14 protein-coding genes are annotated in these 25,647 nt (G+C 64.7%); 4 read left to right on the forward strand and 10 right to left on the reverse strand.

Annotated features, from left to right (window positions below; translation table 11 throughout):
• Positions 1–8 precede the first annotated feature (8 nt).
• The 8 genes from treY to BUS12_RS02585 form a co-directional block, all read right to left on the reverse strand.
• Positions 9–2,861 carry a malto-oligosyltrehalose synthase gene (gene treY / locus BUS12_RS02550; RefSeq protein WP_074294101.1) on the reverse strand — a complete coding sequence of 951 codons (2,853 nt, stop codon included), beginning with the start codon at positions 2,859–2,861 and terminating at the stop codon, positions 9–11.
• Positions 2,858–5,053 (reverse strand): 4-alpha-glucanotransferase, encoded by a 2,196-nt coding sequence (malQ, locus tag BUS12_RS02555; RefSeq protein WP_074294102.1) that lies wholly within the window; start codon positions 5,051–5,053, stop codon positions 2,858–2,860. The genes treY and malQ overlap by 4 nt, the downstream gene beginning before the upstream one ends.
• Complete coding sequence (gene treZ / locus BUS12_RS02560; protein WP_074294103.1) at positions 5,050–6,972, reverse strand: malto-oligosyltrehalose trehalohydrolase; 1,923 nt, start codon at positions 6,970–6,972, stop codon at positions 5,050–5,052. Before treZ ends, malQ begins: the two co-directional genes overlap by 4 nt.
• A gap of 48 nt (positions 6,973–7,020) precedes the next feature.
• Positions 7,021–9,237 carry a glycogen debranching protein GlgX gene (glgX, locus tag BUS12_RS02565; RefSeq protein WP_074294104.1) on the reverse strand — a complete coding sequence of 739 codons (2,217 nt, stop codon included), beginning with the start codon at positions 9,235–9,237 and terminating at the stop codon, positions 7,021–7,023.
• Positions 9,238–9,307: 70 nt separating this feature from the next.
• On the reverse strand, positions 9,308–11,524 hold the full coding sequence (glgB, locus tag BUS12_RS02570; RefSeq protein ID WP_074294105.1) for a 1,4-alpha-glucan branching protein GlgB: 2,217 nt from the start codon (positions 11,522–11,524) through the stop codon (positions 9,308–9,310).
• A complete protein-coding gene (treS, locus tag BUS12_RS02575; protein ID WP_074294106.1) occupies positions 11,517–14,972 on the reverse strand; it encodes a maltose alpha-D-glucosyltransferase in 3,456 nt (1,151 codons plus the stop codon). The genes glgB and treS overlap by 8 nt, the downstream gene beginning before the upstream one ends.
• Positions 14,972–18,415 carry a maltotransferase domain-containing protein gene (locus tag BUS12_RS02580; protein ID WP_074294107.1) on the reverse strand — a complete coding sequence of 1,148 codons (3,444 nt, stop codon included), beginning with the start codon at positions 18,413–18,415 and terminating at the stop codon, positions 14,972–14,974. The genes treS and BUS12_RS02580 overlap by 1 nt, the downstream gene beginning before the upstream one ends.
• A gap of 409 nt (positions 18,416–18,824) precedes the next feature.
• Positions 18,825–19,484 (reverse strand): DUF1345 domain-containing protein, encoded by a 660-nt coding sequence (locus tag BUS12_RS02585; protein ID WP_074294108.1) that lies wholly within the window; start codon positions 19,482–19,484, stop codon positions 18,825–18,827.
• A gap of 278 nt (positions 19,485–19,762) precedes the next feature.
• Between BUS12_RS02585 and BUS12_RS02590 the strand changes: the two genes are divergently transcribed.
• The 4 genes from BUS12_RS02590 (at position 19,763) to BUS12_RS02605 (ending at position 24,384) form a co-directional block, all read left to right on the forward strand.
• On the forward strand, positions 19,763–20,344 hold the full coding sequence (locus BUS12_RS02590; RefSeq protein WP_074294109.1) for a sugar dehydrogenase complex small subunit: 582 nt from the start codon (positions 19,763–19,765) through the stop codon (positions 20,342–20,344).
• A gap of 103 nt (positions 20,345–20,447) precedes the next feature.
• Positions 20,448–22,049, forward strand: coding sequence for a GMC family oxidoreductase (locus tag BUS12_RS02595; RefSeq protein ID WP_074294110.1), 1,602 nt, complete (start codon positions 20,448–20,450; stop codon positions 22,047–22,049).
• Positions 22,050–22,071: 22 nt separating this feature from the next.
• On the forward strand, positions 22,072–23,493 hold the full coding sequence (locus BUS12_RS02600) for a cytochrome c (protein ID WP_074294111.1): 1,422 nt from the start codon (positions 22,072–22,074) through the stop codon (positions 23,491–23,493).
• A 153-nt stretch (positions 23,494–23,646) separates the two neighbouring features.
• On the forward strand, positions 23,647–24,384 hold the full coding sequence (locus BUS12_RS02605; RefSeq protein ID WP_083640209.1) for a metallophosphoesterase: 738 nt from the start codon (positions 23,647–23,649) through the stop codon (positions 24,382–24,384).
• A gap of 29 nt (positions 24,385–24,413) precedes the next feature.
• On the opposite strand, the gene BUS12_RS02610 is transcribed toward BUS12_RS02605, so the two are convergent.
• The gene (locus BUS12_RS02610) at positions 24,414–25,115 is read right to left on the reverse strand and encodes an RES family NAD+ phosphorylase (protein ID WP_074294113.1); all 702 of its coding nucleotides are present in this window, start codon (positions 25,113–25,115) and stop codon (positions 24,414–24,416) included.
• Positions 25,112–25,549, reverse strand: coding sequence for an MbcA/ParS/Xre antitoxin family protein (locus tag BUS12_RS02615; protein WP_074294114.1), 438 nt, complete (start codon positions 25,547–25,549; stop codon positions 25,112–25,114). The genes BUS12_RS02610 and BUS12_RS02615 overlap by 4 nt, the downstream gene beginning before the upstream one ends.
• Positions 25,550–25,647 lie beyond the last annotated feature (98 nt).

The raw sequence follows: 25,647 nt of genomic DNA on the forward strand, positions 1-25,647 counted from the left end.
GCGGCGCCTCAAGCGCGCGGCACGCCGTCTTCCACCAGCACGGCCACCGGCATCGTCGCGAGCGCATCGCGCAGGAAGAGCGAACCGTCATCCTCGACCTTGGGGGCGGCGGTGCTCATCCAGTCGAACAGTGCGCGCGAGGTCAGCTCGGCGGGCATCTCGACCGCCGTGTCTTCCCACTGCGCGGCATTGACGAGCGGCACGTCGCCGCCCTCGTCGAGCAGTCCAGCCGCCAGATGCGTCACGATGATTACGGCCCACGCGTTGGCGTGTCTGCGCGCGAACGCGACCACCTGTGCCGCATGCTTGCCCTTGACGGTCAGCGGCAAATACGTGCCCTCGCTCAGCAGCGCCGGCAAGTGCGCGCGCAGCGCCAGCAAGCGCTGCACGACGGCCAGCTTCACGCGTCCATTGCGCCACTCGGACAGCAAGTCCGACGGCGGCGTTTCGACCAGCCATGCCGCACGCTGTGCAAAATCCACCGGACGCCGGTTGTCTGGATCCACCAGAGTGAAGTCCCACAACTCGGTGCCTTGGTACAGATCCGGGACGCCCGGCGACGTGAGTCGCAGCACGGTCTGCTGCAAGCTGTTGATGGCGCCGGCCTGGCCGATCCGGGCGACCAGTGCGGATAGCGCGTGCAGGAAACCGTCGCGCCGCTGCGGCGCGAGGATATCGAACAGGAAGTCGCGGCAGGCCTTCTCATACGTCTCGTCGGGCGCGAGCCAGGACGTGCGCAGCTTCGCCTCGCGCAGCGCCTTCAACTGCCACTGCGCGACCCGTTCGGCGAGTGCCTTGACGCCGGCGTCGTCATCGGGTGCGAGCTCGGGCGGCCAGCAGCCCACCAGGGTTTGATACAGCATTGCCTCTGCTGCCGGGCCCGGCGCCCAGTCGTGATCGAGTGCGGCCAGACTGCCGTCGAGCGCGCGGCGCTGCGGTGCGTTCAGCGTCGACCATGCGCGCAGCGTCGCGCTCCAGTCATGCGCGATCTCGCTGAGTACGGCAAGCCGTGCGCGCACGTCTTCACCGCGCTTGTGATCGTGGGTGGCGGTCGCCAGCATCGCATGCGGAAAACGGCGTGCGCGTTCGAGATTGGTGGCGTGAAACTGCTCGACCGAAAGTGCGAATTCGCCTGGGTCGGAACCCACCTCGTTGCGCGACAACAGGCGGCCGTAGCGATAGCAGGCTGTGTCCTCGACCGCTTTCGCCGCCACCGGTGCGGTCAATTGCGAAAACAGCGTCTGCGCCGTGCGGCGAGACGATCCCGCGTGATTGAACGGCTGACCATTCGCGCCTGCCTGCGCGTTGGCGGCCGAACCCTGGCGAACCAGTGCGGCGTCCTCGGCTGTGCCGCTACCCAACCAGGCATCGACCTGGTCCAGCACGGCGTAATCGGCAGGCGAGAGCGCTTGCTTCGCGCCGGCTAGCGCCTGATTGAAATAGACGTTGTCGGCCTCTGTGCGTACGCCGTTTTGCGGATAGATGCGATACACCGGAAAGTGCACGACGAGTTCGGTCAGCACGCGGTGCAGCGCGGTGAAGGTGAAGTCGCGTGTGGTGATCGAATCGCGGGCAATCCGATGCAAGGCGCGCGCGGCGCGGTCCAGTTCCGCAGAGAGATTTTCCGCGAGAATCTTGCGCCGCGCGGCCAACGCTTCATCGGCGAAGCGCGCGCTGCGTCCGGTCAGCTCGGCCCACGTCGCGGCGAGCGGTTCGGCGCCCGCCGGATCGTGCAGCAGCGCGCCGACATCGTTCATGAAGTCGTAGCCGGTGGTGCCGTGGACCGGCCAGTCCTCGCGCAACGGCTCGCCGCGCGCGAGGATCTTTTCGACCACGATATACGGCTCGCCGTCGCGCAGCTCGTTTAGGCGTTGCCGCAGCCGCTGGCAATATTCGCGTGGTTCGGCGAGACCGTCCACATGGTCGATCCGCACGCCGTCGATCAGGCCTTCCGTATAGAGGCGAAACGGCAACGCGTGCACGGCGTCGAACACCTCGGGCCGTTCGACGCGGATGCCGGCCAGCGTGCTGATGTCGAAGAAGCGCCGCCAGTTCACTTCGTCCGACGCCGTGCGCCACCACGCGAGCCTGAAATGCTGGCGCTCGAGCAGCCGATGCAAACGGTCGCGCGTCACGGATTCGCCGGGCGCATAGTTGGCTAGCGCGGCGTCGACGGCCGACCTGCCGTTCTGCGCCACGAACTCGCGCAACAACTCGCGCCCTTCGGCGGCGCGTGGCTGGTCGGCCGGTTGCGTGGTGAGTCCCTGGAAGCGTTCGGCGAGCGCACTGAGATCCGCGCGCTCGGCGCTTTGCAGGATCGCCGCGTAATCGATCGGGCACACCGGGCCGACGTGCGGTCCGTAGGCCGCATAGAAGTGCCCCGTCTGCGCAGCGAAGCGCAGTTCGATCCGGCCGGCGGCGAGTTCGTCTCCATACGATGCGCCCAGGCACGGCATCAGCACTTTGCCGCGCAGGGCAGGATCGGGCGAATGCCAGTCGATGTCGAAGTGCCGTGCATATGCGCTATGGCGTCCCCATTCGAGGATATCGAGCCACCACGCGTTGCTCGACCCGCCGACGCCCATGTGATTCGGCACCACGTCGATAATCAGCCCCATGCCGCGTTCGTGCAGTTTCTCGACCAGCCGCTTGAGTCCCGCTTCGCCGCCGCATTCCGCGCTGATCCGGCTGTAGTCGACGGTGTCGTAGCCGTGCATCGAACCCGGCTCGGCCGTCGTCACCGGCGATGCGTACAGATGGCTCACGCCGAGCGCAGCAAAGTACTCGACGTGCGCGAGGGCGTCGTCGAACGTGAAGCCCTTGTGGAACTGCAGCCTGAGGGTAGAACGCGGGACGGTCATGGTGTGTCGGGCCCCGAAGAAGCGGTAGTGGATGCAGAAGCAGCAGTGGCGCCGACGCTGCGCGCGCGTTCAACCGCGAGCAGGCGGTCGCTGAACGCGGGCTCGGCGAACAGTTCGTCGATCGGCAGTGCGAGGCGCCGCCGCCAGTTCGGATGCTCGTCGATCGAGCCCGGCAGATTCGGCTGGTCTTCTAGCGCGAGGAGATCCTCGAGCGGATACGTGACGAGCGGCGAGGGCGTGGCGGCGACGAAGGCGAGCGCTTCATCTACCGGCGCGCTGTCGATCGGCGGCGGGGGCACGCCATGTGCGGCGACGCCGGCCCACTGGAACGCGTCCCATAACGCCGCGCGTTCGTTCGCACGCTCGGCCAGCGCCACTTCGACGGGATCGCGTCCGTCGGCACGCGGCAGGGTCTGTCCGATCTGATTGCGCCACACGATATCCGCTCCGCGCCACCATCCGGTGACGGTGGGCAGATCGTGCGTGGTGGTGGTCGCCACTGCGTTGCGGTCCCAGTCCCGCGGCATCTTGAAGTCCTTGCCCGACGCGCCGTTTTCGAACCACAACACGCGAATACCGGCAATGCCGTGTTCGTCGAGCCGTTCCCGGAAGCCGGGCGGCACCGTGCCAAGATCCTCGCCGATCACAATCGAGCGGTGTCGCCACGATTCGAGCGCAATCAGCCGCAGCATGTCTTCGAGCGGGTAGCGCAGATAGGCGCCATTGCGCGCGCTTTCGCCTTCGGGTACGAGCCACAGGCGCCGCAGGCCGAGGATGTGATCGATGCGGATGCCGCCGGCGTGAGCAAACGCGGCGCGCAGCATGTCGATAAAGGCCACGAAGCCCTGGTTGCGCATGGCGCGCGGCGAGAACGTCGTGAGTCCCCACGCCTGGCCGGCCTGATTGAACAGATCCGGCGGCGCGCCGACCGACACGCCTTGCAGCATGTCGTCGCGATACGACCACGCGTGACTGCCGGCGCTATCGCAACCGACGGCGAGGTCCGCGATCAAGCCCACCGCCATGCCGGCATCGCGGGCCGCGTGCTGGGCATGCGAGAGTCCCTTGGCCGCGAGCCATTGCAGGAACAGATGAAATTCGACCTCGTGCCGATGCGCGTTCGCAAACGCTTCGACCTCCGCACTACGCGGATCGCGCAACGCCTCGGGCCAGGTGCGCCAATGTCCGTTCGGCTCCGCCTGGGCAAGCTGAACCGCCTGCAATGCTTCGAAGCGCGCGTGGTCCTCAAGCGAGCGGCCGCCTTGCACGCAGAACGCGTTGAATTCGAGTGCACGGGGCGCGTCCTGAGCGCGGTCGTGGATGCAGAACTGCTCGAAGAGCGTGCGCAGGACCTTGAGCTTGAGCCGCACAGCCTGCGGCCAGTCGATCAGCGTCAGACGTTCAAGCTGCGACCATGTTTCGGCGCCCTGATGAGCGTCGATGGCGGCGCGTGCCGCCTCCGCACCGAACACGGCGGCCGGATCGATATGCGTGACATTGAGCCACAAGCGCGACGACGGCGAATACGGACTAAAGCGTTCCGGCTCGGCGCTGAACATCGCATGGGTCGGGCTGACGGCGAGCGCATGCGCGCCGCGCTTCGCGCTTTCCACAGCGAGTTGCGCGAGCGCCGAGTAGTCGCCAATGCCGCCGTCGCCCGTGCGGCGCAAGCCATAGAGTTGCGCAGCGATGCCCCACAACGGCGGCACGGGCGTGTTCTGCATGGCCCGCCACGCATCGGCGGCGGTATAGCAGCGCGAGGGCGCCACCGCGAGCGTGATGCGGTGGTCGTTGATAAAGAGCGTGTGATAACCGGGTTCGTCGATAGGCGACAGCAGCGCTGCTTCACCTTTCGGCGCAGTGAAGCGACCGTCGATCTGCGAACCGCTTTCCAGTTCGATCCTATAGTGGCTGCCCGATCTGATCGCCGCCGCCGGCAGCGCGATGCCGCGCTCGCATTCGGCGGTCATCAGCGGCGGCAGCTTGCGGCCGGACAGTTCCGCTTCGAGCGCGGCGGCGCTCTGGCGGATCTGGACCGCGCTGCCGCACGGCAGTCCCATGCGTTCGAGCAGCACGCTGAGCGTGCTTTCGGGAACCTGCTGGATGAGGTGATGCGCGTCTTGCCATTCGACTTCGAAACCGGCGCGAGCGGCCAGGCTATTGATGGACTCGGAGCGTCGGGTGGCGTTCATGCGTGCCACTCCCGTTCGATGACCTTGCGCGCATCGTGCGTGTTTGCATACTCGCTGACGTCGCCGGTCAACCACGCGATGAAGGCGTAGGGCGGCAACTGCTGCCCGGCGAGATGGTCCCGCACGCGTGGCGGGGTTTCGAAGACGATCTTGCCTTTGGGCATCAACGTCTCCGTTTGCGCAAACGGCACGGCAGCGTCGCCGAGGTTCAGCGCGATGGCGAGCGTTTCCCCATCGTCGAGCTGCCAGCGTGCGATGAGCGCGTTGGCGTCACTTCCGTTCTGCGCGGCTAGCACACTTGCCCCCAATGCCTTCGCATGCGCGAGGCGCGGCGTAATCAGCTTTGCCCGCACCGTCAGCGCGGATTTGTAGAAGTGCATCCAGTCGAGCCGTTCGTGTGCATCGGGTTGCGCGGCGGCATCCGTTGGCGGCGACGACGCGGCGAAGGTCTGCGGATGATTCGGATCCGGAATCTGCGCGCGGCGCTTTTCGTCGCTGAAGGACGCGAAGCGCGCGAATTCGCGGCGGCGTCCTTCGCGGACCGCATCCGCGAGATCGCCGGTGTAGTCGGTGAAAAACAGGAACGGCTGATCGGAACCGAACTCTTCATCCATGAACAGCAGCGGAATCTGCGGCGAGAGCAGCAACAGGCCCGTGGCAGCCCGCAGCGCATCCGGCGAGCACAGCTTGCGCAGCCGCTCGCCGAATGCGCGATTGCCGATCTGATCGTGGTTCTGCAGAAACATCACGAACGAGGTGGGCGGCACATGCCCGCTCGGTTCGCCGCGCGGCTTACCGTCGTGGATCGGCGAAGGCTCGCCCTGATACACAAAGCCTTCGCTGAGCACCCGCGCCAGCTTGCGGATCGGCTCATCCGCGAACGCGTGATAGTAGCCTTCCGTCTCGCCGGTCAGCAGCACGTGCAGGGTGTTGTGCGCGTCGTCGTTCCACTGCGCGTCGAAATGCGTTTCGAGCAGGTTGGCGGTGTTGTGCTCGTTTTCGAGGACCAGATGCACATGACGTCCGTGCCGCACCTTGGCGCGAATATGGTCCGAGAGTTCGCGTAACCATTCGTGATTGTCGATGGCATGCACGGCATCGAAGCGCAGGCCGTCGAAGCGATATTCGTTGATCCAGTAGAGCGCGTTGTCGCAGAAGAAATCGCGGACCTCGGTGCGCTCGAAGTCGATGGCCGGACCCCAAGGCGTATGCGTGCCTTCGCGAAAGAACGGCTTCGCATACCGATGCAGATAATTGCCGTCCGGGCCGAAGTGGTTATAGACCACGTCGAGGAACACGTTCAGACCGAGACCGTGGGCCGCATCGATCAGTGCTTTCAGTTCGTCCGGGCGGCCATAGGATGAGTCGGGTGCATACGGCAGTACGCCGTCGTAGCCCCAATTGCGCTGGCCGGGAAAATCGTTCAACGGCATCAGTTCGATGGCGGTCACCCCCAGTTCGGCGAGCGCGGGCAGACGCTGCATGACACCCGCATAGCCGCCCAGCGTGCCCACATGCAATTCGTACAACACCGTTTCTTCCCAGGGCCGGCCATGCCAGTGCGCGTGTTGCCACGTATAGGCGCGTGGATCGATCACTTCGCTCGGGCCGTGTACATCCTGCGGCTGAAACCGCGAAGCGGGATCGGGCACCGCCAGTTCGCCGTCGAGCCGGTAGCGATACAGCGTGCCTGCGCCGCAATCGGCTTCGGCTTCGAACCAGCCGTTGCCGGTCGGCGTCATCTCGAGCTTGACGGGCGCAGCCGGCCCTTCGATCTCCACCTGCACCGACTGGCACGACGGCGCCCAAAAACGAAAGCGCGTGCGCGGTCTCGCGCTCGCCGCACCTAGCAGCTGCGCGCCGAACGGCAGGCAATGCGCATGATGACGCGCATGAGGATCAATCGGACTTTCGGACATGATTCATCACCATTCGGTTTTGCTCCGCCGCCTTGTGTTCCGGCAACCCTACGTGTGCGATTCGCCGTCGGCGGGCAGGACTGTGCCCGGGTCCGGCGGCAACGCGGTCAGGAGCCGCGGGCCGTGCTGCGGCCCGGCTTGCCAGCCGGCCTGCCAGTCTGCGTCGCCCACCGGCCGCGCGGCCAGCATGACGAGACCGTGACCGGCCACTTCCACTTCCGATGCCGCCAACGGACGAGGCGGTGCGTCGGGGTCTGCGGTATCCAGCAGCACGTGCCATTCCAGATGCGGCGCGGGCGGCGCGAAACGCAACATGCCGCCGGACGCGTTCAGCATCATCAACAATACTTCCGTTTCACCGTCGAGTCCTGGACCTGCGCGGCGCAGCGTCAGCGCGCGTCCTTCCGGGTCCTGCCAGGCCTCGATGGTCAAGGGAAAGCCGCGTTCGTCGAACCAGCCGATGTCGTACAGGCCGGGCAACACCTCACGGTCGCCGAACAGGAAGCGCGTCTCGCGCAGCAGCGGATGCTGCTTGCGCAAGGCAATCACGCGCGAGACGAACTCGGTCATTCTGCGACCTTCTTCAGACCCGGCGCGTTCCCAATCGATCCATGATAGTTCGTTGTCCTGGCAGTACGCATTGTTATTGCCGTGCTGGGTGCGGCAGGATTCGTCGCCGGCCAGCATCATCGGCGTGCCGAGCGCCATGAACAGCGTCGCCATCAGCGAGCGGGCCACCCGTGCACGGGTTTCGAGAATCGCGGGATCGTCGCTCGATCCTTCGACACCCCAGTTCGAACTGCAGTTCTCGTTGTGGCCGTCGTTGTTATTTTCGCCGTTGGCTTCGTTATGCTTTTGCTCGTACGCGACGATGTCGGCAAGCGTGAAGCCGTCGTGCGACGCGACGAAATTCACCGAGGCCCACGGTTTCCTGAAGCGGCGGTTAAACAGATCCGCGGAGCCGGTGAGGCGCGCCGCAAGATCGGGCCGCAGGCCAGCGTCGCCACGCCAGAAGCGCCGTACGGTATCGCGAAAGCGGTCGTTCCACTCCGCGAAGCCGGGCGGATGATTGCCGAGCTGATAGCCACCCGGGCCGATGTCCCAAGGCTCGGAAATCAGCTTGCGTTGCGACAGGATCGGGTCCTGGCGCAAGGCGTCGAAAAAGCCGGAGCCGGGATCGAAGCCGTTATGTTCGCGGCCGAGCGTCACGCCGAGATCGAAACGGAAGCCGTCGATGTTGAACGCCGTCGACCAGTAGCGCAGCGAATCCATCACCATCTGCAGCACGCGTGGATGCGGCAGGTTCAGCGTGTTGCCGCAGCCGGTGTCGTTGATATGGTGACGTTCGTCGCCGGGCACGAGACGATAGTAGCTGGCGTTGTCGAGGCCGCGCCACGATACGGTCGGACCCATTTCGCCGCCTTCGCACGTATGGTTGTAGACCACGTCCAGAATCACTTCGATCCCTGCCGCATGCAGTTGCCGAACCGCGATGCGCATTTCGTCGAGCCGATGCGTGCTCAGATACGACGGCTCCGGCGCAAAGAAAGCCGCGGTGTTGTAGCCCCAGTAGTTGCGCAGACCGCGCTCCACGAGGAAGCGGTCGTTCAGAAACGCATGCACCGGTAACAGTTCGACCGCGGTGACGCCGAGCTTCTGCAGATGCTCGATAAACTCCGGCGACGATAGCGCGGCAAACGTGCCACGTTCGTGCGCGCGCAGATTGGGGCGCAGCATCGACGCGCCGCGGACGTGGGCTTCGTAGAGAACCGTTTCGCCCCAGGGCACGTTAGGCCGCGTGTCGTGCGACCAGTCGAAGGCCTCGTCGATCACGACGCACTTCGGCATGGCCGGCGCCGAATCGCGCCGGTCGATGGACAGGTCGAGCCGGTTCGAATGCACACGGTAACTGAAGAGCGCATCCGACCAGCGAAACTGTCCGACGAGCTTGCGCGCGTACGGGTCGAGCAACAGCTTGTGCGGGTTGAAGCGATGCCCGTTCTGCGGCTGGTAAGGGCCATGCGCGCGAAACCCATAGGCCGTACCGGGATGCGCGTTAGGCAGGTAGCCGTGCCAGATCTCGTCGGTGCATTCGGGCAGCGTGAAGCGCTTCATCTCCTTGCGACCGGTGGGATCGAACAGGCACAACTCGATCCGCTGGGCATTGGCCGAGAAAACCGCAAAGTTGACGCCGAGTCCGTCCCAGCTCGCCCCGAGTGGATAGGGCGAGCCCGGCGACAGCCGGTCGGGCAATACATGCGACATGGTTCCCGTCCTTGTTCTGATGGTTCGCTTCTTCGCGGGGCATTCCTTTAAGCGATTCGTCGGCGGCGTCTCACGTGTCGGCGCGCAGCACGATCGTCGCGAGCGGCGGCAGGATCAGCGAGGCCGATTGCGGCTTGCCGTGACTCGCGATGTCCTCGGTGTAGATCAGGCCAGCGTTGCCGACGTTCGAGCCGCCGTACACGCTGGCGTCGGTGTTGAGAATCTCGCTCCAGCGTCCGGCGAGCGGCATGCCGAGGCGATAGCCGAGGCGCGGCACCGGTGTGAAGTTGCAGACGATCACCAGTTCGCGGCCCGCGCCGTCGACGCGCCGGAAAGCGAACACGCTGTTCTCGCTATCGTCGCCGATCAGCCATTCGAAGCCGCCGGGTTCGCAGTCGAGCGTGTACAGCGCCGGTTCGTCGCAATAGAGCAGGTTGAGGTCGCGCACCAGTTTTTGCGCGCCGTGGTGGAGTGGATCGTCGAGCAGATGCCAGTGTGGCGAACCGTCGTGATCGAATTCGGCCATCTGCCCGAACTCGCCGCCCATGAAGAGCAGCTTCTTGCCGGGATGCGTCCACATGAAACCGAAATACGCGCGCAGGTTCGCGAAACGTTGCCAGCGGTCGCCCGGCATCTTGCCGAGCAGCGAGCCTTTGCCGTGCACCACCTCGTCGTGCGAGAGCGGCAACACGAAGCACTCCGAATAGGCGTACACCATGCCGAACGTCATGTTGTGGTGATGGTAGCGCCGGTACACCGGATCTTCTTGCAGGTAGTGCAGCGTGTCGTGCATCCAGCCCATGTTCCACTTGAACTCGAAGCCGAGCCCGCCGTCTTCGACGCGCGCCGTGACGCCGGGCCACGCCGTCGATTCTTCCGCAATGGTGATTGCGCCTGGCACGCCCGGCACGTAGCCGACTTCATGATTGAGCCGCTTGAGAAACGCAATCGATTCGAGATTCTCGCGCCCGCCGTAGATGTTCGGCACCCATTCGCCCGCCGCGCGCGAATAGTCGCGATACAGCATCGAAGCCACTGCATCCACGCGCAGGCCATCCACGTGATAGCGCTTGAGCCAGGCCAGCCCCGAGGCGACCAGGAACGCGCTCACCTCGTTGCGGCCGAGGTTGTAGATCATCGTGTTCCAATCCTGGTGATAGCCTTCGCGCGGATCGGCATGCTCATAGAGCGGCGTGCCGTCGAAGTCGATCAGACCGTGTGCGTCGTTCGGGAAGTGTGCCGGCACCCAGTCGAGAATCACGCCGAGCCCGGCTTCGTGGGCCCGATTGACGAACTGCGCGAACTGCTCGGGTTTGCCGAAGCGCGCCGACGGCGCGAATTGCCCCAGCGGCTGATAACCCCACGAGCCGCCGAACGGATGCTCGGCGATCGGCATGAATTCGACGTGTGTAAAGCCCATGCCCTGCACGTAGGGGATCAAACGGTCGGCCAGCTCGGACCAGTCGAGACTGCGCTGACCTTCTTCCGCGATACGCAGCCAGGATTCGGCGTGCACTTCGTAGATGGAGATGGGCGAGCGCGGCGTTTGGTTGGCGCCGCGCGAGTGGATCCAGGCATCGTCGGTCCACGGAAACTGTTCGATCTCGTCGACATGCGCGACGACCGACGCCGTCGCCGGCGGCCGTTCGGTTTGCATGGCGCAGGGGTCGGCCTTCAGCGGCAACGGATGACCGTCGCGAGCCAGCAGTTCGTATTTGTAGCGTGTGCCTGGGCCGACGCGCGGCACGAACAGTTCCCACACGCCAGCCTGATGACGTAGCCGCATCGGATGGCGGCGGCCGTCCCACGAATTGAAGTCGCCGACCACCGAGACGCGCCGTGCATTCGGCGCCCATACGGCGAAGCGCACGCCGGGCACGCCGTCGATTTCCATAGGACGCGAGCCGAGGCATTCGAGTACCGCGTACGGGTCGCCGTGCGCGAGCCGATGCAGTGGTTCATCGCCCAGCACGGGACCGAACGAATAGGTGTCCTCGATTTCCTGGAGAGGGCCATGCCAGTCGATGCGCAGCCGGTACGGCACGGCGGCGCTGACACGGCCGATGAACAGTCCGTTGGGATGGACCTGTTGCAATTCGCCGAGCGTCTTGCCATCGGCGCGCGCAATCACCGTGACGTGCGCGGCATTCGGCAGCAGTGCGCGCACCACCGGTCCCGCGTCGGTCTCATGCATGCCCAGTTGCGAAAACGGATCGGGGTGGCGTGCCTCGACCAGCGCATCGAGATCGAGCGGTTGCAGGCCGGCGGTCGGATCGTACTCACTCATAATCGCCCTCAGCCGGGTTAGGCGGTGTGGCGCCGGTCGAGCCGGACGCCGATGGATCGTGGGGAGTGCCTGTGTCGCCGAGCAGCCGGCTCGCGAGCGCGGCGAGACCGCGCACCGGCAAGCCGAGCCACGTCGGACGATTGGCCGCTTCGTAGCGGATCTCGTAGGCGGCTTTTTCGATCAGGAACAGATCGAGCAGCGCCTGCTCCGAAGCCGGCGCGACGAGCGGTTGATCCACCGCGACGATGGCTGCGCGGTAGGCCTCGAGGAAGCTCTCGGCCGCATAGCCGCGGAAGCGGTCGAACAGCGCGCGCTTGCGATCGGCGGTCTGCTGCGGCGCGCTTTCCGTGGTGGATTGCGCCGCGGCGCTGGCATACGAGTACGAGCGCAGCAAACCGGCGACGTCGCGCATCGGGCTCGACTTCTGGCGACGTTCTTCGAGCGAGCGCGCCGGTTCGCCCTCGAAGTCGATCAGATACGCGTCACCTTGTGCGACCAGCACTTGCCCCAGATGGAAGTCGCCGTGAATGCGCGTGCGCAGTGCGCCCGCGTCGGCGGTCACCAGCTTCGCAACGGCTTCGGTCAATGCGGCGCGCCGCTCGAGCAGACTGCGGGCCAGGTCGTGCGTGTCGTCGGTCAATTGATCGACACGTTGTGCCAGCAGATCGAGCGCGGACGTGAGCAAGGCCAGCGTGCCGTCGATCCATGCCTGCACCTGCTCGGGCGTGGCGGTTTCGGGCGCGAAGGCCGGATCGTCGGAAGGCGAGGCGAGCGCGACATGCAGCTCGCCGAGGCGCTTGCCGATCGTGGCCGCCATGCTCTGATAGCCTTCGATGGCCTGCGCTTCCTTCTCGCGATCGGGCGCGGCGTCGTCGGCATCGACCGCGAGCGCGAGGTCGTCGATCGTGCGGCGCAGGTAATCGAGCGCCCAGTTCCACGCGTCGCCCTGGTTGTCGATGAAGCCTTGCAGGATGCACAGCGTGTGCGGCACGCCGGCCGGATCGATACGCACCACTTCGCCGTAGAGCGGCGCCGTGTTGGCGTAACCGATCTTCGTCAGATAGCGGCTGATTTCGGCTTCGGGATGGATGCCGCTCACGAGCCGCCGCACCAGCTTGAGCACGATCGCATCCGCGATGATCAGCGAACTGTTGCTCTGCTCAGCGGCGAGCCAGCGAATTTCGGGGCGGTCGCCGAGGTCGATCTCGGCGAGCCGGTCGGTGGGAATGAAGCAGATCTCGCTCTTTTGCACCGTTGGCACGACCGCACGTTCGCGCAGCTTGCGCAGGACGTTATGCGCGAAGATCGGCAGGGCGAAGGCGTCGGTCAGATGACCGACGTTGCGGCCGCGGCGCACGCGCGCCAGCGCCAGTTGCATGAACAACGGCGTGGTGGTCTCGCCGCCCCACGTGATGGCGATGGGCAGCACATAGCGCTCGGTGTGGTCGCCGACGTCCGCTTCGATCTCGGTGAAGGCGAAGCCGCCGTTCGGGATCGTCGTGAGGGCCGCCAGGCGCACCGCGTGCAAGGGCTGGTCTTTGGACGCAAACCAGCGGCGCCGGCTCAACCACGAAGGCAACACTTCGGATTCGAGCAGCCGGACGTTTTCCGGCGTCGGGCCTGCCTGACCTTCGCGGATCACAATCGTCACGAACTCGGGCAGCGGCTCCGAGTGGGCCTGCGCCCAGGTGGGACGCTGATTGCCCGGGCAGATGAGGAACCACAGAAAGCCGTAGGGCGGAAACGTCAGCAGATAGGTGAGCTGACCGATTGCGGGGAACACGGAGTCCGCGGTCATTTCGATCGGCACCGAGCCTGCGAATTCGGACAGATCGAGTTCGACCGCCTGCGGGGCGCGCGAGAGATTCGCGACGCACAGAATAGTCGGCTCACCCGGCAACTCGCGCAGATACGCCAGAATCTTGCGGTTGGCCGGCTTCAGGAAGCGGATCGTGCCGCGCCCAAAGGTCTGCTTGGCGCGGCGCGTGGCGAGCATGCGGCGCGTCCAGTTCAGCAGCGAGTGCGGATCGCGGCTCTGCGCTTCGACGTTGACCGCATCGAAACCGTAGAGCGAGCCCATCACCGGCGGCAAGACCAGTTGCTCCGGATCGGCGCGCGAGAAGCCGCCGTTACGGTCCGAGGACCATTGCATCGGCGTGCGCACGCCGTCGCGGTCGCCGAGGTGGATGTTGTCGCCCATACCCAGTTCGTCGCCGTAATAGATCACGGGCGTGCCGGGCATCGACAGCAGCAGCGAGTTGATCAGCTCGATGCGCCGGCGGTCGCGCTCCATCAACGGCGCAAGACGGCGCCGGATGCCAAGGTTCAATCGCGCGCGGCGATCGCTCGCGTAGGTGTTCCACAAATAGTCGCGCTCCGAATCCGTGACCATCTCGAGCGTCAGTTCGTCGTGATTGCGCAGGAAAATCGCCCACTGATTCGTTTCCGCGAGATCCGGCGTCTGCCGCATGATGTCGGTGATCGGGAAGCGGTCTTCGCTCGCGATCGACATGTAGATGCGCGGCATCAGCGGGAAGTGGAACGCCATATGGCATTCGTCTTCGTCGCCGAAATATTCCTTCACGTCTTCCGGCCACTGGTTCGCTTCGGCGAGCAGCATCCGGTTCGGATATTCGGCGTCGATGGTGGCGCGAATCTTCTTCAGGATCGCATGCGTTTCCGGCAGGTTCTCGTTGTTGGTGCCCTCGCGTTCCACGAGATACGGCACCGCATCCAGCCGGAGACCGTCGATGCCCATGTCGAGCCAGAAGCGCATCACCTGCAGCACTTCCTTCAGCACAGCGGGATTGTCGAAGTTCAGATCGGGCTGGTGCGAATAGAAGCGGTGCCAGTAATACGCACCCGCCACCGGATCGTGCGTCCAGTTCGAAGGCTCGCTGTCGATAAAGATGATCCGCGTGCCGGTGTATTTCTCGTCCGTATCGGACCAGACATAAAAGTTGCGATGATTCGAGCCGGGCTTCGCGCGCCGTGCGCGCTGAAACCACGGATGCTGGTCTGACGTATGGTTGATGACCAGTTCGGTAATCACACGAATACCGCGTGCGTGCGCTTCCTGAATGAAGTGCTTCACGTCGGACAATTGTCCGTAGTCCGGATGGACGTTGCGATAGTCGGCGATATCGTAGCCGTCGTCGCGACGCGGCGACGGATAGAACGGCAGCAGCCAGATCGCGTTCACGCCGAGTTCGGCGATGTAGTCGAGCTTGGCAATCAGCCCAGGAAAGTCGCCGACGCCGTCGTTGTTCGCATCGAAGAACGACTTGATATGCACCTGATAGATGATCGCGTCTTTGTACCAGAGCGGGTCGTCGCTCAGGGCCGATACCTTGCCGCGCCGGGCCGGCTTTGCTTTCGCGATGCGGCTGCTGGCGGCCACTGCGGCGTGGGCTTGCGACGTGCTCTCGGTCGGATCGTCACGTTTCATTACGCACCTTCGGTCGGGGGTTGGTAGCCAGCGTCTGCATGGCTGCCGCTGTCGTCGTCTGCGCTGGGGGGCTCGGCCGGCAGTCCGCCAACGGGCGCGATGCGCCAGATGGCGAACGGCATCGCACCGGGATTGAGCCGCACGTGCTGCCAGCGGCCATACCATTCGAAGCGCGCGCCGGTCATCTGGTCGACCACTTCGAGCGCTGCCTGATCGTGCAGATGCCAGTGGGCAAAGGTGGCCCAGGAAAGCTCCACGTCGGCGCCCTGTTCGTTGAACGGATCGAGATTGATGGCGACGACGACCACGTTGTCGCGCGCTTCGGTGGCTTTCTCGAAGAACAGGATGTGGTCATTGTGCGCCGTCAGAAACGTGACGCCCAGATGCGATTGCAGTGCGGGGTTCGCACGCCGGATCCGGTTCAAGGCGCTGATCTCGCCGACGATATTGCCGGGCCGGTTCCAGTCCCACGCACGCAGTTGATACTTTTCGGAGTCGAGATATTCCTCGCTGTTCGGCAGCGCGGCGGCCTCGCACAGCTCGAAACCGCTATACACGCCCCACAGTCCCGAGAGCGTCGCTGCAAGGGCGGCGCGAATCAGGAAGCCGGAGCGTCCCTGGGACTGCAGATGCCGCGGGTTGATATCCGGCGTGTTGACGAAGAAATTCGGCCGGTAGTACTCGCGGACATCGGTCTGCGTGAGCTCGGTCAGATACTCGGTGAAATCGCGCTTCGACTCGCGCCACGTGAAATACGTGTACGACTGCGAAAAACCGATCTTGCCGAGCCGGTACATCATGCGTGGCCGCGTGAAGGCTTCCGCGAAGAAGATCGTGTCGGGATGGCGGGCGCGCACGTCGCCGATCATCCATTCCCAGAACGGCAGCGGTTTCGTATGCGGATTGTCGACGCGGAAAATATGCACGCCCGCTTCGATCCAGAACAGGATCACGTCGCGCAACGCGAGCCACAAATCGGGCTTGGCGTCGTGCGCATAGAAATCCGGGTTGACGATGTCCTGGTACTTCTTCGGCGGATTTTCCGCATAGCGCAGCGTGCCGTCCGGACGCCAGGCGAACCAGGTGGGATGCTCTTTCAGCCAGGGGTGATCCGGCGAGCACTGGATCGCGAAGTCGAGCGCGATCTCAAGGCCATGCTCGTGCGCGGCGGCGAGCATCTGCTTGAAGTCGTCGAGTGTGCCGAGTTGCGGATGAACGGCCGTGTGGCCGCCTTCCTCGCCGCCGATCGCATACGGGCTGCCCACGTCGCCCGGCTGTGCATTCAAGGTGTTGTTGCGGCCCTTGCGGTTGGCGACGCCGATGGGGTGGATCGGCGGGAAGTACAGCACGTCGAAACCCATGTCGCGGATGCGCGGCAGTTTCTTCGTGACATCCGCGAAGGTGCCGTGGCGCGCTTCGTCGTCGCTCATCGAACGCGGGAAGATCTCGTACCAGCTCGCGAAGCGCGCGGCGGTCCGCTCGGCGTCGATCCGGTAGATGACCGGGTCGCGCGTCAGGAACGGCCGGTGGCGCGCCGCCGCCATCGCCTTGGCGGTGGTGGGTGCGAGCAGCAGCGCGATGCGTGTGTCCAGGTCCGCTTTGGCGAAGACCTTGACGATATGCTCAAGCGGCTCGGTCACCGCGCCTTCCACCGTTTCCACCTCGGCCAGCACCAGCGCAAACAGGTGGCTGGCTTCATCCACTTCGAGCTCGACGGTTTGCCCGGCCTTCAGTTTCTTCTGCACGTGCTCGACCAGCGAGGCGAAGTCGTCGCGCCACGCGATCACGGTGAATTCGTGCCGGCCCACCCGTTCGAGCGGGATGCGCGTGTGCCAGAGGTCGAGGCCGGCGGGCGGCGCGGGGAGCATCGGGACTTCGTGCCAGGCGGTTTCATCGGCGGCGCGCCATACCACGGCGGCCGCGATCTTGTCGTGCCCTTCCGCGAAGATCGCGGCCATCACCTCGGCCCGCTCGCCGACCGTGCGCTTGACGACGAAGCGTCCATAGTCGACCGACGGCGTCACGCTTTCGATCGCCACGCGCGGCGCGGCAATCGCCTCCAGCACGGATTTACGGCCGCTGCGCTTGCTGCCCGCCTTGTCGATGGGCGGCGCGAGCCGCACCGGCTTGTCGGCCTGCGCGGCGAACAGGCGGCAGGCACCCGGCGCCAGCGTGAAGGTCGGTAGGGCGGCAGGAGTCGCATGCCCCGCGGCGTCGAGCGACACAAAGCGGGTGAAATTGCCCGGCACGCCGGCGAGAAAGCGCGCGGGATCGACCGGCACCGGCATGCCGAGGTCCGGGTTGATGACGATCAGCGTCGCTTGCTGGCTGTCGCGCAGATCGAGGTTATCGCCTCGCAATAGTACGGCGGCAGGGGTACTCGGCCCGCTGAGCGCGCGCAGTTCGCCGACGCTTTGCAGCGCTGGGGAATCGCGTAAGACGGCGTTGGCATGCCTGATCGGCTCGGAGAGGTCGAAACGCGGCGCTTTGCACAGCTCGGCGAACTGCGCGGCGTGCCCACGGGTGTAGGACATCGATTGCGCGATACCGTATTCGAAGCCCATCGGGATCAGCCAGCCGGTGCCGGTCGCCGCAGCAGTGAAGAGCGCGCGGCGGTAGGCGCGTTCGAGCATCGAGGCGTCGTGCACGTCGTCGAGGTCGGCGGCGAGGCGGCTGCCGTAGGGCGCTTCCGGGAAGGCGATCGGCGCGCCGATGCGACTCAGCGCGGCATGCTCGTCCGTGAGCCAACTGGCGCGGAAGTCCCACCAGCGCACGGAAGAAAACACGCTGTCGAAACCCGCTTCCTCCAGAGGCAGCAGATCGCCGCGCGCCAGACCGGGCGTCGCCGCGAGAAAGCGCACCTCGGGGTACTGCGCCCGTACGGCTGCACCAAGCTGGCGCCAGAAGGCGGCCGGCACGCGGTGCGGCGAGTCGAAACGAAAGCCGCTGACGCCGGCTTCCGCCAGCGTGAGCAGTTCGCGGGTCCACCAGTCGAGCAGCGCAGCCGTGTTGCCTTCGTTGCCGAAGTTCACATAGGCAACGTTGTCTTCACGATGCGCATGGCGCGGATCGAGCCGCGCCTCCTCCGATTCGAACGGGTGGAACCAGTCCGGATGTTCGGCGAACAGCACGCCATCCGCGGCGACCCGATCGATTACGAGGTCGGCGAGCAGGCTCAGGCCGTGTTGACGCGCGGCGCCAGCGAGGCTGCGCAGCGCTTCGGGCCCGCCTTGCTGCGCCTCGAACACGGGGTGCAGATGACGGTGATCGCTGACGATCTGCGCATGCCCAGCCCGTCCGGGCTGGAACAGCGCGCCGATCAGGACGTGATCGAAGCCCAGCGCGGCCGCGTGCGCGAACTGCGCCGGCCATGCATCAAGCGGCCCGACCAGGAGAGAGTGGAGAAAATAGATCCGCGGCGCATACCTTTGTGAAGGTTCCATCGGTCGTTTCCAGATTCGTCCTGCCGCGATATGGATGCATCGAAATGCGATCACACCGCTCATTGGGGCTTCCAGAGCCGGAGGCCGCGCGCTGTGAAAAATCAGCGCGCGTACTGGTCAATGTAGTGCAAAGATCGATTGCCCGCAGGGCAGTAACGAACACTACGCACGCGCATGCGCCAGTCACGCGGTTCTGGACCAGGTAAATACAAGGCTTTCAGCAAGCGTTGTGCCAGCGAGACAGGTTGCGGCGAAAAAGGAAGGGAGGGGCGCGTGGGCGGGGGACGCCGCCGGGGCGTCTCGCTTTCAGCCGGCGTGTAAGGCGTGGCGCGGTAGGGCGGTTTTACACAGAAGGGCGAGGATTGCCGGTAGCGTCCTGACAGCGGGCTGCTGCAGGACGCTGCTTGCATTACGAACCGAGCAGGCCGGCTGCGATATTGACACACAGGCCCAGCACGGCCACGTTGAAGTAGAACGAGAGGATGGATTGCGCCAGCGCGGCACGGCGGATCGAGCGCGAGCGGAGCACGACGTCCGACGTCTGCGAGGCCACCGCAATCGTGAACGAGAAGTACAGGAAGTCCCAATAGTTCGGCTTCAGCTTGCTATCGGGGAACAGCAACGCGGTCTCGTCCGGGTTGGCGTAGTAGAGCCGTGCGTAATGCAGCGTGAAGATGGTCGGAATCAGGAACCAGGCACCGAACATTGTCAGGCCGGTGAGCAGATAGTGCGCGAGCGTCGACGCGGCGCCAAGGTTTTTCGCCGACGCCAGTTCGAGGACGATGGCCGCAATGCTCGCCAGAGTGGCGAGGCAGATCACGAACAGCACGACGCCGGCGTTTTCGTCGTCGCGTTGCGCGAACTCGAGGACCTGGTCCTCATGGGCGGTGGCCATGTGAATCCAGATGAGCACGAGGTACGTCCATATCGCGAGGTCCCACGCGGCGAGCACGCGCACCATTGGCCGCATGTGCGAGGGCACCGCCAGGGCGACGACGATGCCGATGACAAGTGCGGCGACCATGCGCGGTCGGTTGCGTAGAACCTGCGGATAAATATTCGTTGGCATGGGCTATCAAGGTGAGGCTGCGCTGTACCGGCGCAGCACTGTTAAGCAGAATTGAGCGTCGTTGATTCTACCCTGCGCCTCGGGCACCAATTGTCGAATGGTCGCGAGACGGCTATAGTCTTTCGCAACGGCCTTGCGTTGGGCTTTCAATGACGAATGAGACCGCTTGAGCGGCACAGACCAGGTTTGGGGCGGACAACCGGAAACCCGTAGCGGCAGCATGCCGTTGTCTTGCGAGTGGGCTGGTTGAACATTGACTCATCATCTGTGGAGCGCCCATGACAGATGTTCAAGAGAAAGATGAGAACGCTGCGCACCGTGAGGTGACGCATGCCCATTCCGCCGGCCGCCGCACCTGGCTGCTCGGCGCATGCGCGGCCGCTGCCGCGCTGGCGTTCACCAGCGCCGGGCGTTTCGCGACGCCGTTCGGACTCACCCCAGCTTTTGCCGACGCGCCCGCAGGCGGCGGCCTCGACGCTTTCCTCGCCCTTTCGCAGCATCTCACCGCTCGCACCGGCTTCGACCCGGTGCTCAGCAAGCGCGTCTACGATGCTTTGGCCCGTTCCGACAGCCAGTTCACGCAGAACGTCGCCGCTCTCAACACCTGGCTGCAAAGCCACGGCGGTGTGCCCTCGGATACGGTGACGCAAGCCTTGCAGGCCGATCAGCCGGCGCTTGCAAAGACGGTTAGCGCCGTCATGCGCGGCTGGTATCTCGGCCTCGTCGGCGAGATGCCGCATGTCCAGGTGGTGGCCTACGAAAGCGCGCTGATGTTCGATCCCGTCAAGGACGTGCTGACGATTCCGTCGTATTGCCGCGACGTGCCGTTCTACTGGACGCAAAAGCCCGCCGGCGCTTGAAGCACGGCATGCCTCTCGAGCGTGCCCTGCGTCGTGTCATGTGTCATCCGCGACCACAGCATGCGTCAATCAGCAAGCAACGATAAGCCAGCAGAGGGCAACAATGGCAAATTCCAATTCCGCCGATATCGTCGTAGTCGGCTCGGGCGTGGCGGGCGGTCTGGTCGCGCATCAGATGGCGCTTGCCGGCGCATCGGTGATCCTGCTCGAAGCCGGGCCGCGTATTCCGCGCTGGCAGATCGTCGAGAACTTTCGCAATTCACCGGCCAAGTCCGATTTTGCGACGCCTTATCCTTCGACGCCCTACGCGCCTCATCCAGAATATGCGCCCGCCAACAACTACCTGATCCAGAAAGGCGACTATCCCTACAATTCGCAGTACGTGCGACTGGTGGGCGGCACCACCTGGCACTGGGCTGCGGCTGCATGGCGGCTCTTGCCGTCCGATTTCCAGTTGAAGAAACTCTACGGCGTGGGCCGCGACTGGCCCTATCCGTATGAAACACTCGAGCCGTGGTACTTCGCCGCTGAAGTGCAGCTTGGCGTGTCCGGTCCCGACAGCACGATCGATCTCGGCTCGCCGCGTTCGAAGCCTTATCCGATGAGCCAGTTGCCGTTGTCGTACATGGACCAGCGCTTTAGCGACGTGCTCAACGCGCAAGGCTTCAAGGTGGTGCCCGAGCCGGTGGCGCGCAACAGCCGGCCTTACGATGCCCGCCCAACCTGTTGCGGCAACAACAATTGCATGCCGATCTGTCCGATCGCTGCCATGTATAACGGCGTGGTCCACGCGGAGAAAGCGGAACAGGCGGGCGCGAAGCTGATTCCCGAAGCGGTGGTGTACCGCGTCGAAGCCGACAACAAAGGGCTCATCACCGCGGTTCACTACAAGGATCCGAACGGCAACAGCACACGCGTGACCGGCAAGCTGTTCGTGCTCGCGGCGAACGGCATCGAAACGCCCAAGCTGATGCTGATGTCGACCTCCGACAAATTCCCGCATGGTATCGGCAACAGTTCGGACCAGGTGGGCCGCAATCTGATGGACCATCCGGGCACAGGGGTGACCTTCCTCGCCAACGAGCCGTTGTGGCCAGGGCGTGGGCCGATGGAAATGACCTCGGTGGTGAACTTCCGCGACGGCGCGTTCCGCTCCGACTACGCGGCGAAGAAGCTGCATCTCTCCAACGGCGTGCCGACAATGTCCGTCACTGCCGATCTGATCAAACAGGGTGTCACGGGCGCCGAACTCGACCGTCAGATTCGCGACCGTGCCGCGCGCACGCTGAACATCAACAGCTTCCACGAACATCTGGCCGAACCGCAGAATCGCATCGTGCCGTCGGCGGATCACAAGGATTCGATCGGCATTCCGCAGCCGGAGATCTACTACTCGATCAACGACTACGTGAAGAAGAGCGCGGCGAACACGCACGAACTGTATGCGCAGATTGCGAGCCTGTTCGGCGGCGCCGAAGTGTCGTTCGACGATACCTTCGCGCCCAACAATCACATCATGGGCACGACGATCATGGGCAGCGATCCGGCGGATTCAGTCGTCGATGCGGATTGCCGTACGCACGATCATTCGAATCTGTTCATCGCGAGCAGCGCCGTGATGCCCACCGCCGCGTCGGTGAACTGCACGCTGACGATTGCCGCCTTGTCGCTGAAGCTGGCCGACAAGCTGAAGCATGAAATCTGACCCGAGCCCACGGAGAGCCACCATGACGAACAAGACGTCTCGCGTGCAGCCGGCCGGATCGCTTGCACAGGTCGCGCGCCGCCGCCGCGTCCGGATGGCGACGCTCGCGGCTGCGTTCTCGCTGTTTGCGTTGTACCTCGCCTGGCATGAGGCCTACGATCCGCCGACGCGCCATGACGACGAATCGCCGATCACGCAGGCGCTGGCCGACGACCCGGCGCAATCCACACAGCCGGCGGCGACGGCCGCGGCCGATCCGGGTCTGGTGAAGCGCGGCGAATACCTCGCACGCGCCGGCGATTGCGTGGCCTGTCACACGGCCGACAAGAGCCGCCCGTTCGCCGGCGGCCTGCCGATCAACACGCCGTTCGGCACGATCTACACACCGAACATCACGCCGGATCCGGATACCGGCATCGGCCAGTGGACCGACAGCGATTTCATGCGGGCGATGCAGCAAGGCATCGGCAAGGGCGGCGAGCGGCTCTATCCGGCGTTCCCGTATGTCGAGTACACCAAGGTCACCGGCCAGGATGTGCTGGCGATCCGCGCGTATCTGAACACGCTCGCGCCGATCCATTACGCGCCGCCGCGCAACCAGATGAGCTTCCCGTTCAACCAGCGCTGGCTGATGGTGTTCTGGAACATGTTCAATTTCACCGAGGGCCGCTTCGTACCCGATCCCAAGCAGAGCGCGGAATGGAATCGCGGCGCGTATCTGGTGGAAGGGTTGGCGCACTGCGAGGAATGCCATACGCCGCGCAACATCCTGCAAGGATTGAAAACCAGCGACCGCTTCTCCGGCGCCACCCAGGCCGGCTGGCACGCCTTCAATATCACGCCCGACAAGAACAGCGGCGTGGGCAACTGGAGCGATGCGGAACTGGCCGGCTATCTCTCGACCGGCGCGGTGCCGGGCCGTGCAAATGCAGCGGGGCCGATGGCTCAGGTCGTGGAGGACAGCACGCAGTATCTGACCTCTGAGGATGTGACCTCGATCATCATGTACTTGCGTTCGGTTGCGCCTGTGATTGGCGGCGAGACGCATCCACGCGACCAGTGGGGCATGCCCGCTCACGACGTGACCGCGCTGCGCGGCACCGAGGTTACGACCGTGAACGGTGCGCAACTGTTCGTCGCCAATTGCGCGTCGTGCCACAACTGGACCGGGCAAGGTGTGGGCGCGAGCGCGGCCGGCGCGTATCCGGCGCTGATCCACAACACGACGGCCGGCGCGAGCGATCCGAACAACCTGGCGATGGTGATTCTGCACGGCGTCAGCCGCACCACGAAACAGGCCGACGTGCTGATGCCCGCATTTGGCGCAGAACTGACCGACGATCAGGTGGCCGCGATCACCAACTACGTGACCAAACAGTTCGGCAACCCGCAAGCCATTGTGACCGTCGATACCGTGGCCAAGTTGCGGGCTCAGCAACAATGACCGCTTGACGCCGCACCAGAACGGCGCAATCCGGCAGGGTTTTCCGGATTGCGCCGTCGAGTCGGAAAACGCGGGGCGGGGTGCCCGTCAAGCGTCGGAGAAAAGATAGAAACCTCGCATACGCGCTTTGCGTTCGCGTTCTATCATGGTCGCATGGCATCCACACTCGTCACCGCTGTCGAACATCATCCCGTCAACCGCACCGGTCGCGACTTTGTCGTGGGCGATCTGCATGGTTGCGTGGATGCGTTGCGCTATTTGCTGCGCGAGGCGGCCTTCGATCCGTCGCGCGACCGGCTGTTTTCGGTTGGCGATCTGATCGATCGCGGCACGCAGTCCGAAGAGGCGCTGGCCCTGCTCGACAAGCCCTGGTTCTATGCGGTCCTCGGCAATCACGAAGACACGCTATGCGCCGTGGCGGAAGGGCGCTTGCGCCGGCAGTGGTGGTACGGCATTGGCGGCACGTGGGCGGCCCAATTGTCCGATGAGAAGCTGCGCCATTATGCGCAGCGGCTGAGCGGCTTGCCGCTTGCGCGGGTGATCGGCAGCGGCAATGAGCGCTTCAATGTGCTGCATGCCGAATTCTTCGGAACCGATGCCGATCTCGATACCGGCGAGTTTTCCGCCGACGAGCGGCAGCAACTGCTATGGGGACGTCAGCTCGCCATGGGCAACGGCGATCCCACGCGGCAGCTCAGTCTGTCGCTGACTTACTGCGGGCATACGCCGATGCGCAGCATCCAGCAGATCGGCGCGCAGGTGTTCATCGATACGGGCGCGTTCGGGCCGGGCGGCAAGCTGACCATGGTCGAGGCCCGCAAGCCGCAGCGCTGGTCCGTGACGGTGGACATGGCGCGCGCGGAAGGCGCCGCGGCGCTGGCGTTGCCTTGAGCGCGTTGGCTTGACCGGGGTGTCTTGACCTACCCCACCTGATTCAGCTCGAACACCATATCGACGGCGCTGCCGTTCCAGTTGTATTCCAGATACGCCGCGTGATGGCAGTCCCTCAGCAGCGCGGTTCTGAACGCCGCAAGGCATTCGCCGCCGGGATCTCGCACGGACGGATACGCGATCCCCGGCGCTCCCGCTGCGCGCACCGCGCGCCCAATCGCTTGCCCCGGAAGATAATCGTGCGGCGAGAGGACCGCGGGATCGAGCGACGCGTCGTCGCGCAAATCCACCACCTCGCCACTCGCGATCACCGTGTACAGCCGCATCTGTTGACGCGTTGGCGCTTCGGCGGTGGCCGCGAGGAATTGACCCGTGTGATAGCGCGTTTCCGCAATCGCGGTGGCGCGCGAACGGGCGCAGTAGAACACACCGTAGCTGCCATCCGAGAAGCGGCTGCCGAGCGGATTCAGATGAGTCAACGCGGCCATGATCGGTCCGTAGCCCGGACCGAATCGCCGCTCTTCGCGTGGCACCAGTTCGAGCTCACCCACTTCGGTGCGCAGACGGTCGTTGGTCATCGCTTCGAGCGCGTAAAGCGCATCGAAGTCTTCGGGAGTGGCGACGCGGTCGAACAGATTCACCGCCGGAAAACGCGTGGGAATCACGCGATACGCGGGCGACCAGTCGAGCGGCGCGACGCGCCAGCGGTCCTGCCAATGCAGTTCAGTCACGCCCAGCCGCCTCGCATTGCGTCGAGATACTGGCGTACGGCGACGAGGTCGCTGATATTGCCGGCGAGCATCCGGTCGAGCGCGCGGCGCCCGCCGAACGGCGGCGCGCTATTGGGACGTTTGACCCAGCCGTCGGCGGCGGCCGGTTGTGGCAACAAGATCTGCAGTGCTTTGTAAATGCCGAGCAGCAGCGAAAGCCGCTCGAGCGTGTCGCGCCCCAGGCGGGCGGTTTGCGGTTCCGCCTTCCACTTGAAGAAGGTCGAGCGGCCCGGCGAGCCGAGCAGGACGATCTGTTCCTCCGTGTTCAAATCCCAGTCGCCGGCGATCTTGAAGAACGCACGCAGGCCCGCCGCCGACATTTCGGTCAGCGAGGGTTCCGTGACGGGCCGGCGTAGCGGCGGGTCGTCATGGGAGACACGGGCGGCGTGTGGCATGGAGGTTGGTCCTTATCTGTACTTTGTATCAATATTAGTCCAGATGTGGATTATTGCAAGGACAAATTGGGTATAATCGCGTCCCAGCAGGATAGATG

This window comes from Paraburkholderia phenazinium, assembly GCF_900142845.1.
GTDB classification, from domain to species: domain Bacteria; phylum Pseudomonadota; class Gammaproteobacteria; order Burkholderiales; family Burkholderiaceae; genus Paraburkholderia; species Paraburkholderia phenazinium_A.

What these genes read in the sequence shown, in the direction of transcription:
- treY (WP_074294101.1), bottom strand. Translation starts at nt 2,861, where the DNA reads ATGACCGTCCCGCGTTCTACCCTCAGGCTGCAGTTCCACAAGGGCTTC.
- malQ (WP_074294102.1), bottom strand. Translation starts at nt 5,053, where the DNA reads ATGAACGCCACCCGACGCTCCGAGTCCATCAATAGCCTGGCCGCTCGC.
- treZ (WP_074294103.1), bottom strand. Translation starts at nt 6,972, where the DNA reads ATGTCCGAAAGTCCGATTGATCCTCATGCGCGTCATCATGCGCATTGC.
- glgX (WP_074294104.1), bottom strand. Translation starts at nt 9,237, where the DNA reads ATGTCGCATGTATTGCCCGACCGGCTGTCGCCGGGCTCGCCCTATCCA.
- glgB (WP_074294105.1), bottom strand. Translation starts at nt 11,524, where the DNA reads ATGAGTGAGTACGATCCGACCGCCGGCCTGCAACCGCTCGATCTCGAT.
- treS (WP_074294106.1), bottom strand. Translation starts at nt 14,972, where the DNA reads ATGAAACGTGACGATCCGACCGAGAGCACGTCGCAAGCCCACGCCGCA.
- BUS12_RS02580 (WP_074294107.1), bottom strand. Translation starts at nt 18,415, where the DNA reads ATGGAACCTTCACAAAGGTATGCGCCGCGGATCTATTTTCTCCACTCT.
- BUS12_RS02585 (WP_074294108.1), bottom strand. Translation starts at nt 19,484, where the DNA reads ATGCCAACGAATATTTATCCGCAGGTTCTACGCAACCGACCGCGCATG.
- BUS12_RS02590 (WP_074294109.1), top strand. Translation starts at nt 19,763, where the DNA reads ATGACAGATGTTCAAGAGAAAGATGAGAACGCTGCGCACCGTGAGGTG.
- BUS12_RS02595 (WP_074294110.1), top strand. Translation starts at nt 20,448, where the DNA reads ATGGCAAATTCCAATTCCGCCGATATCGTCGTAGTCGGCTCGGGCGTG.
- BUS12_RS02600 (WP_074294111.1), top strand. Translation starts at nt 22,072, where the DNA reads ATGACGAACAAGACGTCTCGCGTGCAGCCGGCCGGATCGCTTGCACAG.
- BUS12_RS02605 (WP_083640209.1), top strand. Translation starts at nt 23,647, where the DNA reads ATGGCATCCACACTCGTCACCGCTGTCGAACATCATCCCGTCAACCGC.
- BUS12_RS02615 (WP_074294114.1), bottom strand. Translation starts at nt 25,549, where the DNA reads ATGCCACACGCCGCCCGTGTCTCCCATGACGACCCGCCGCTACGCCGG.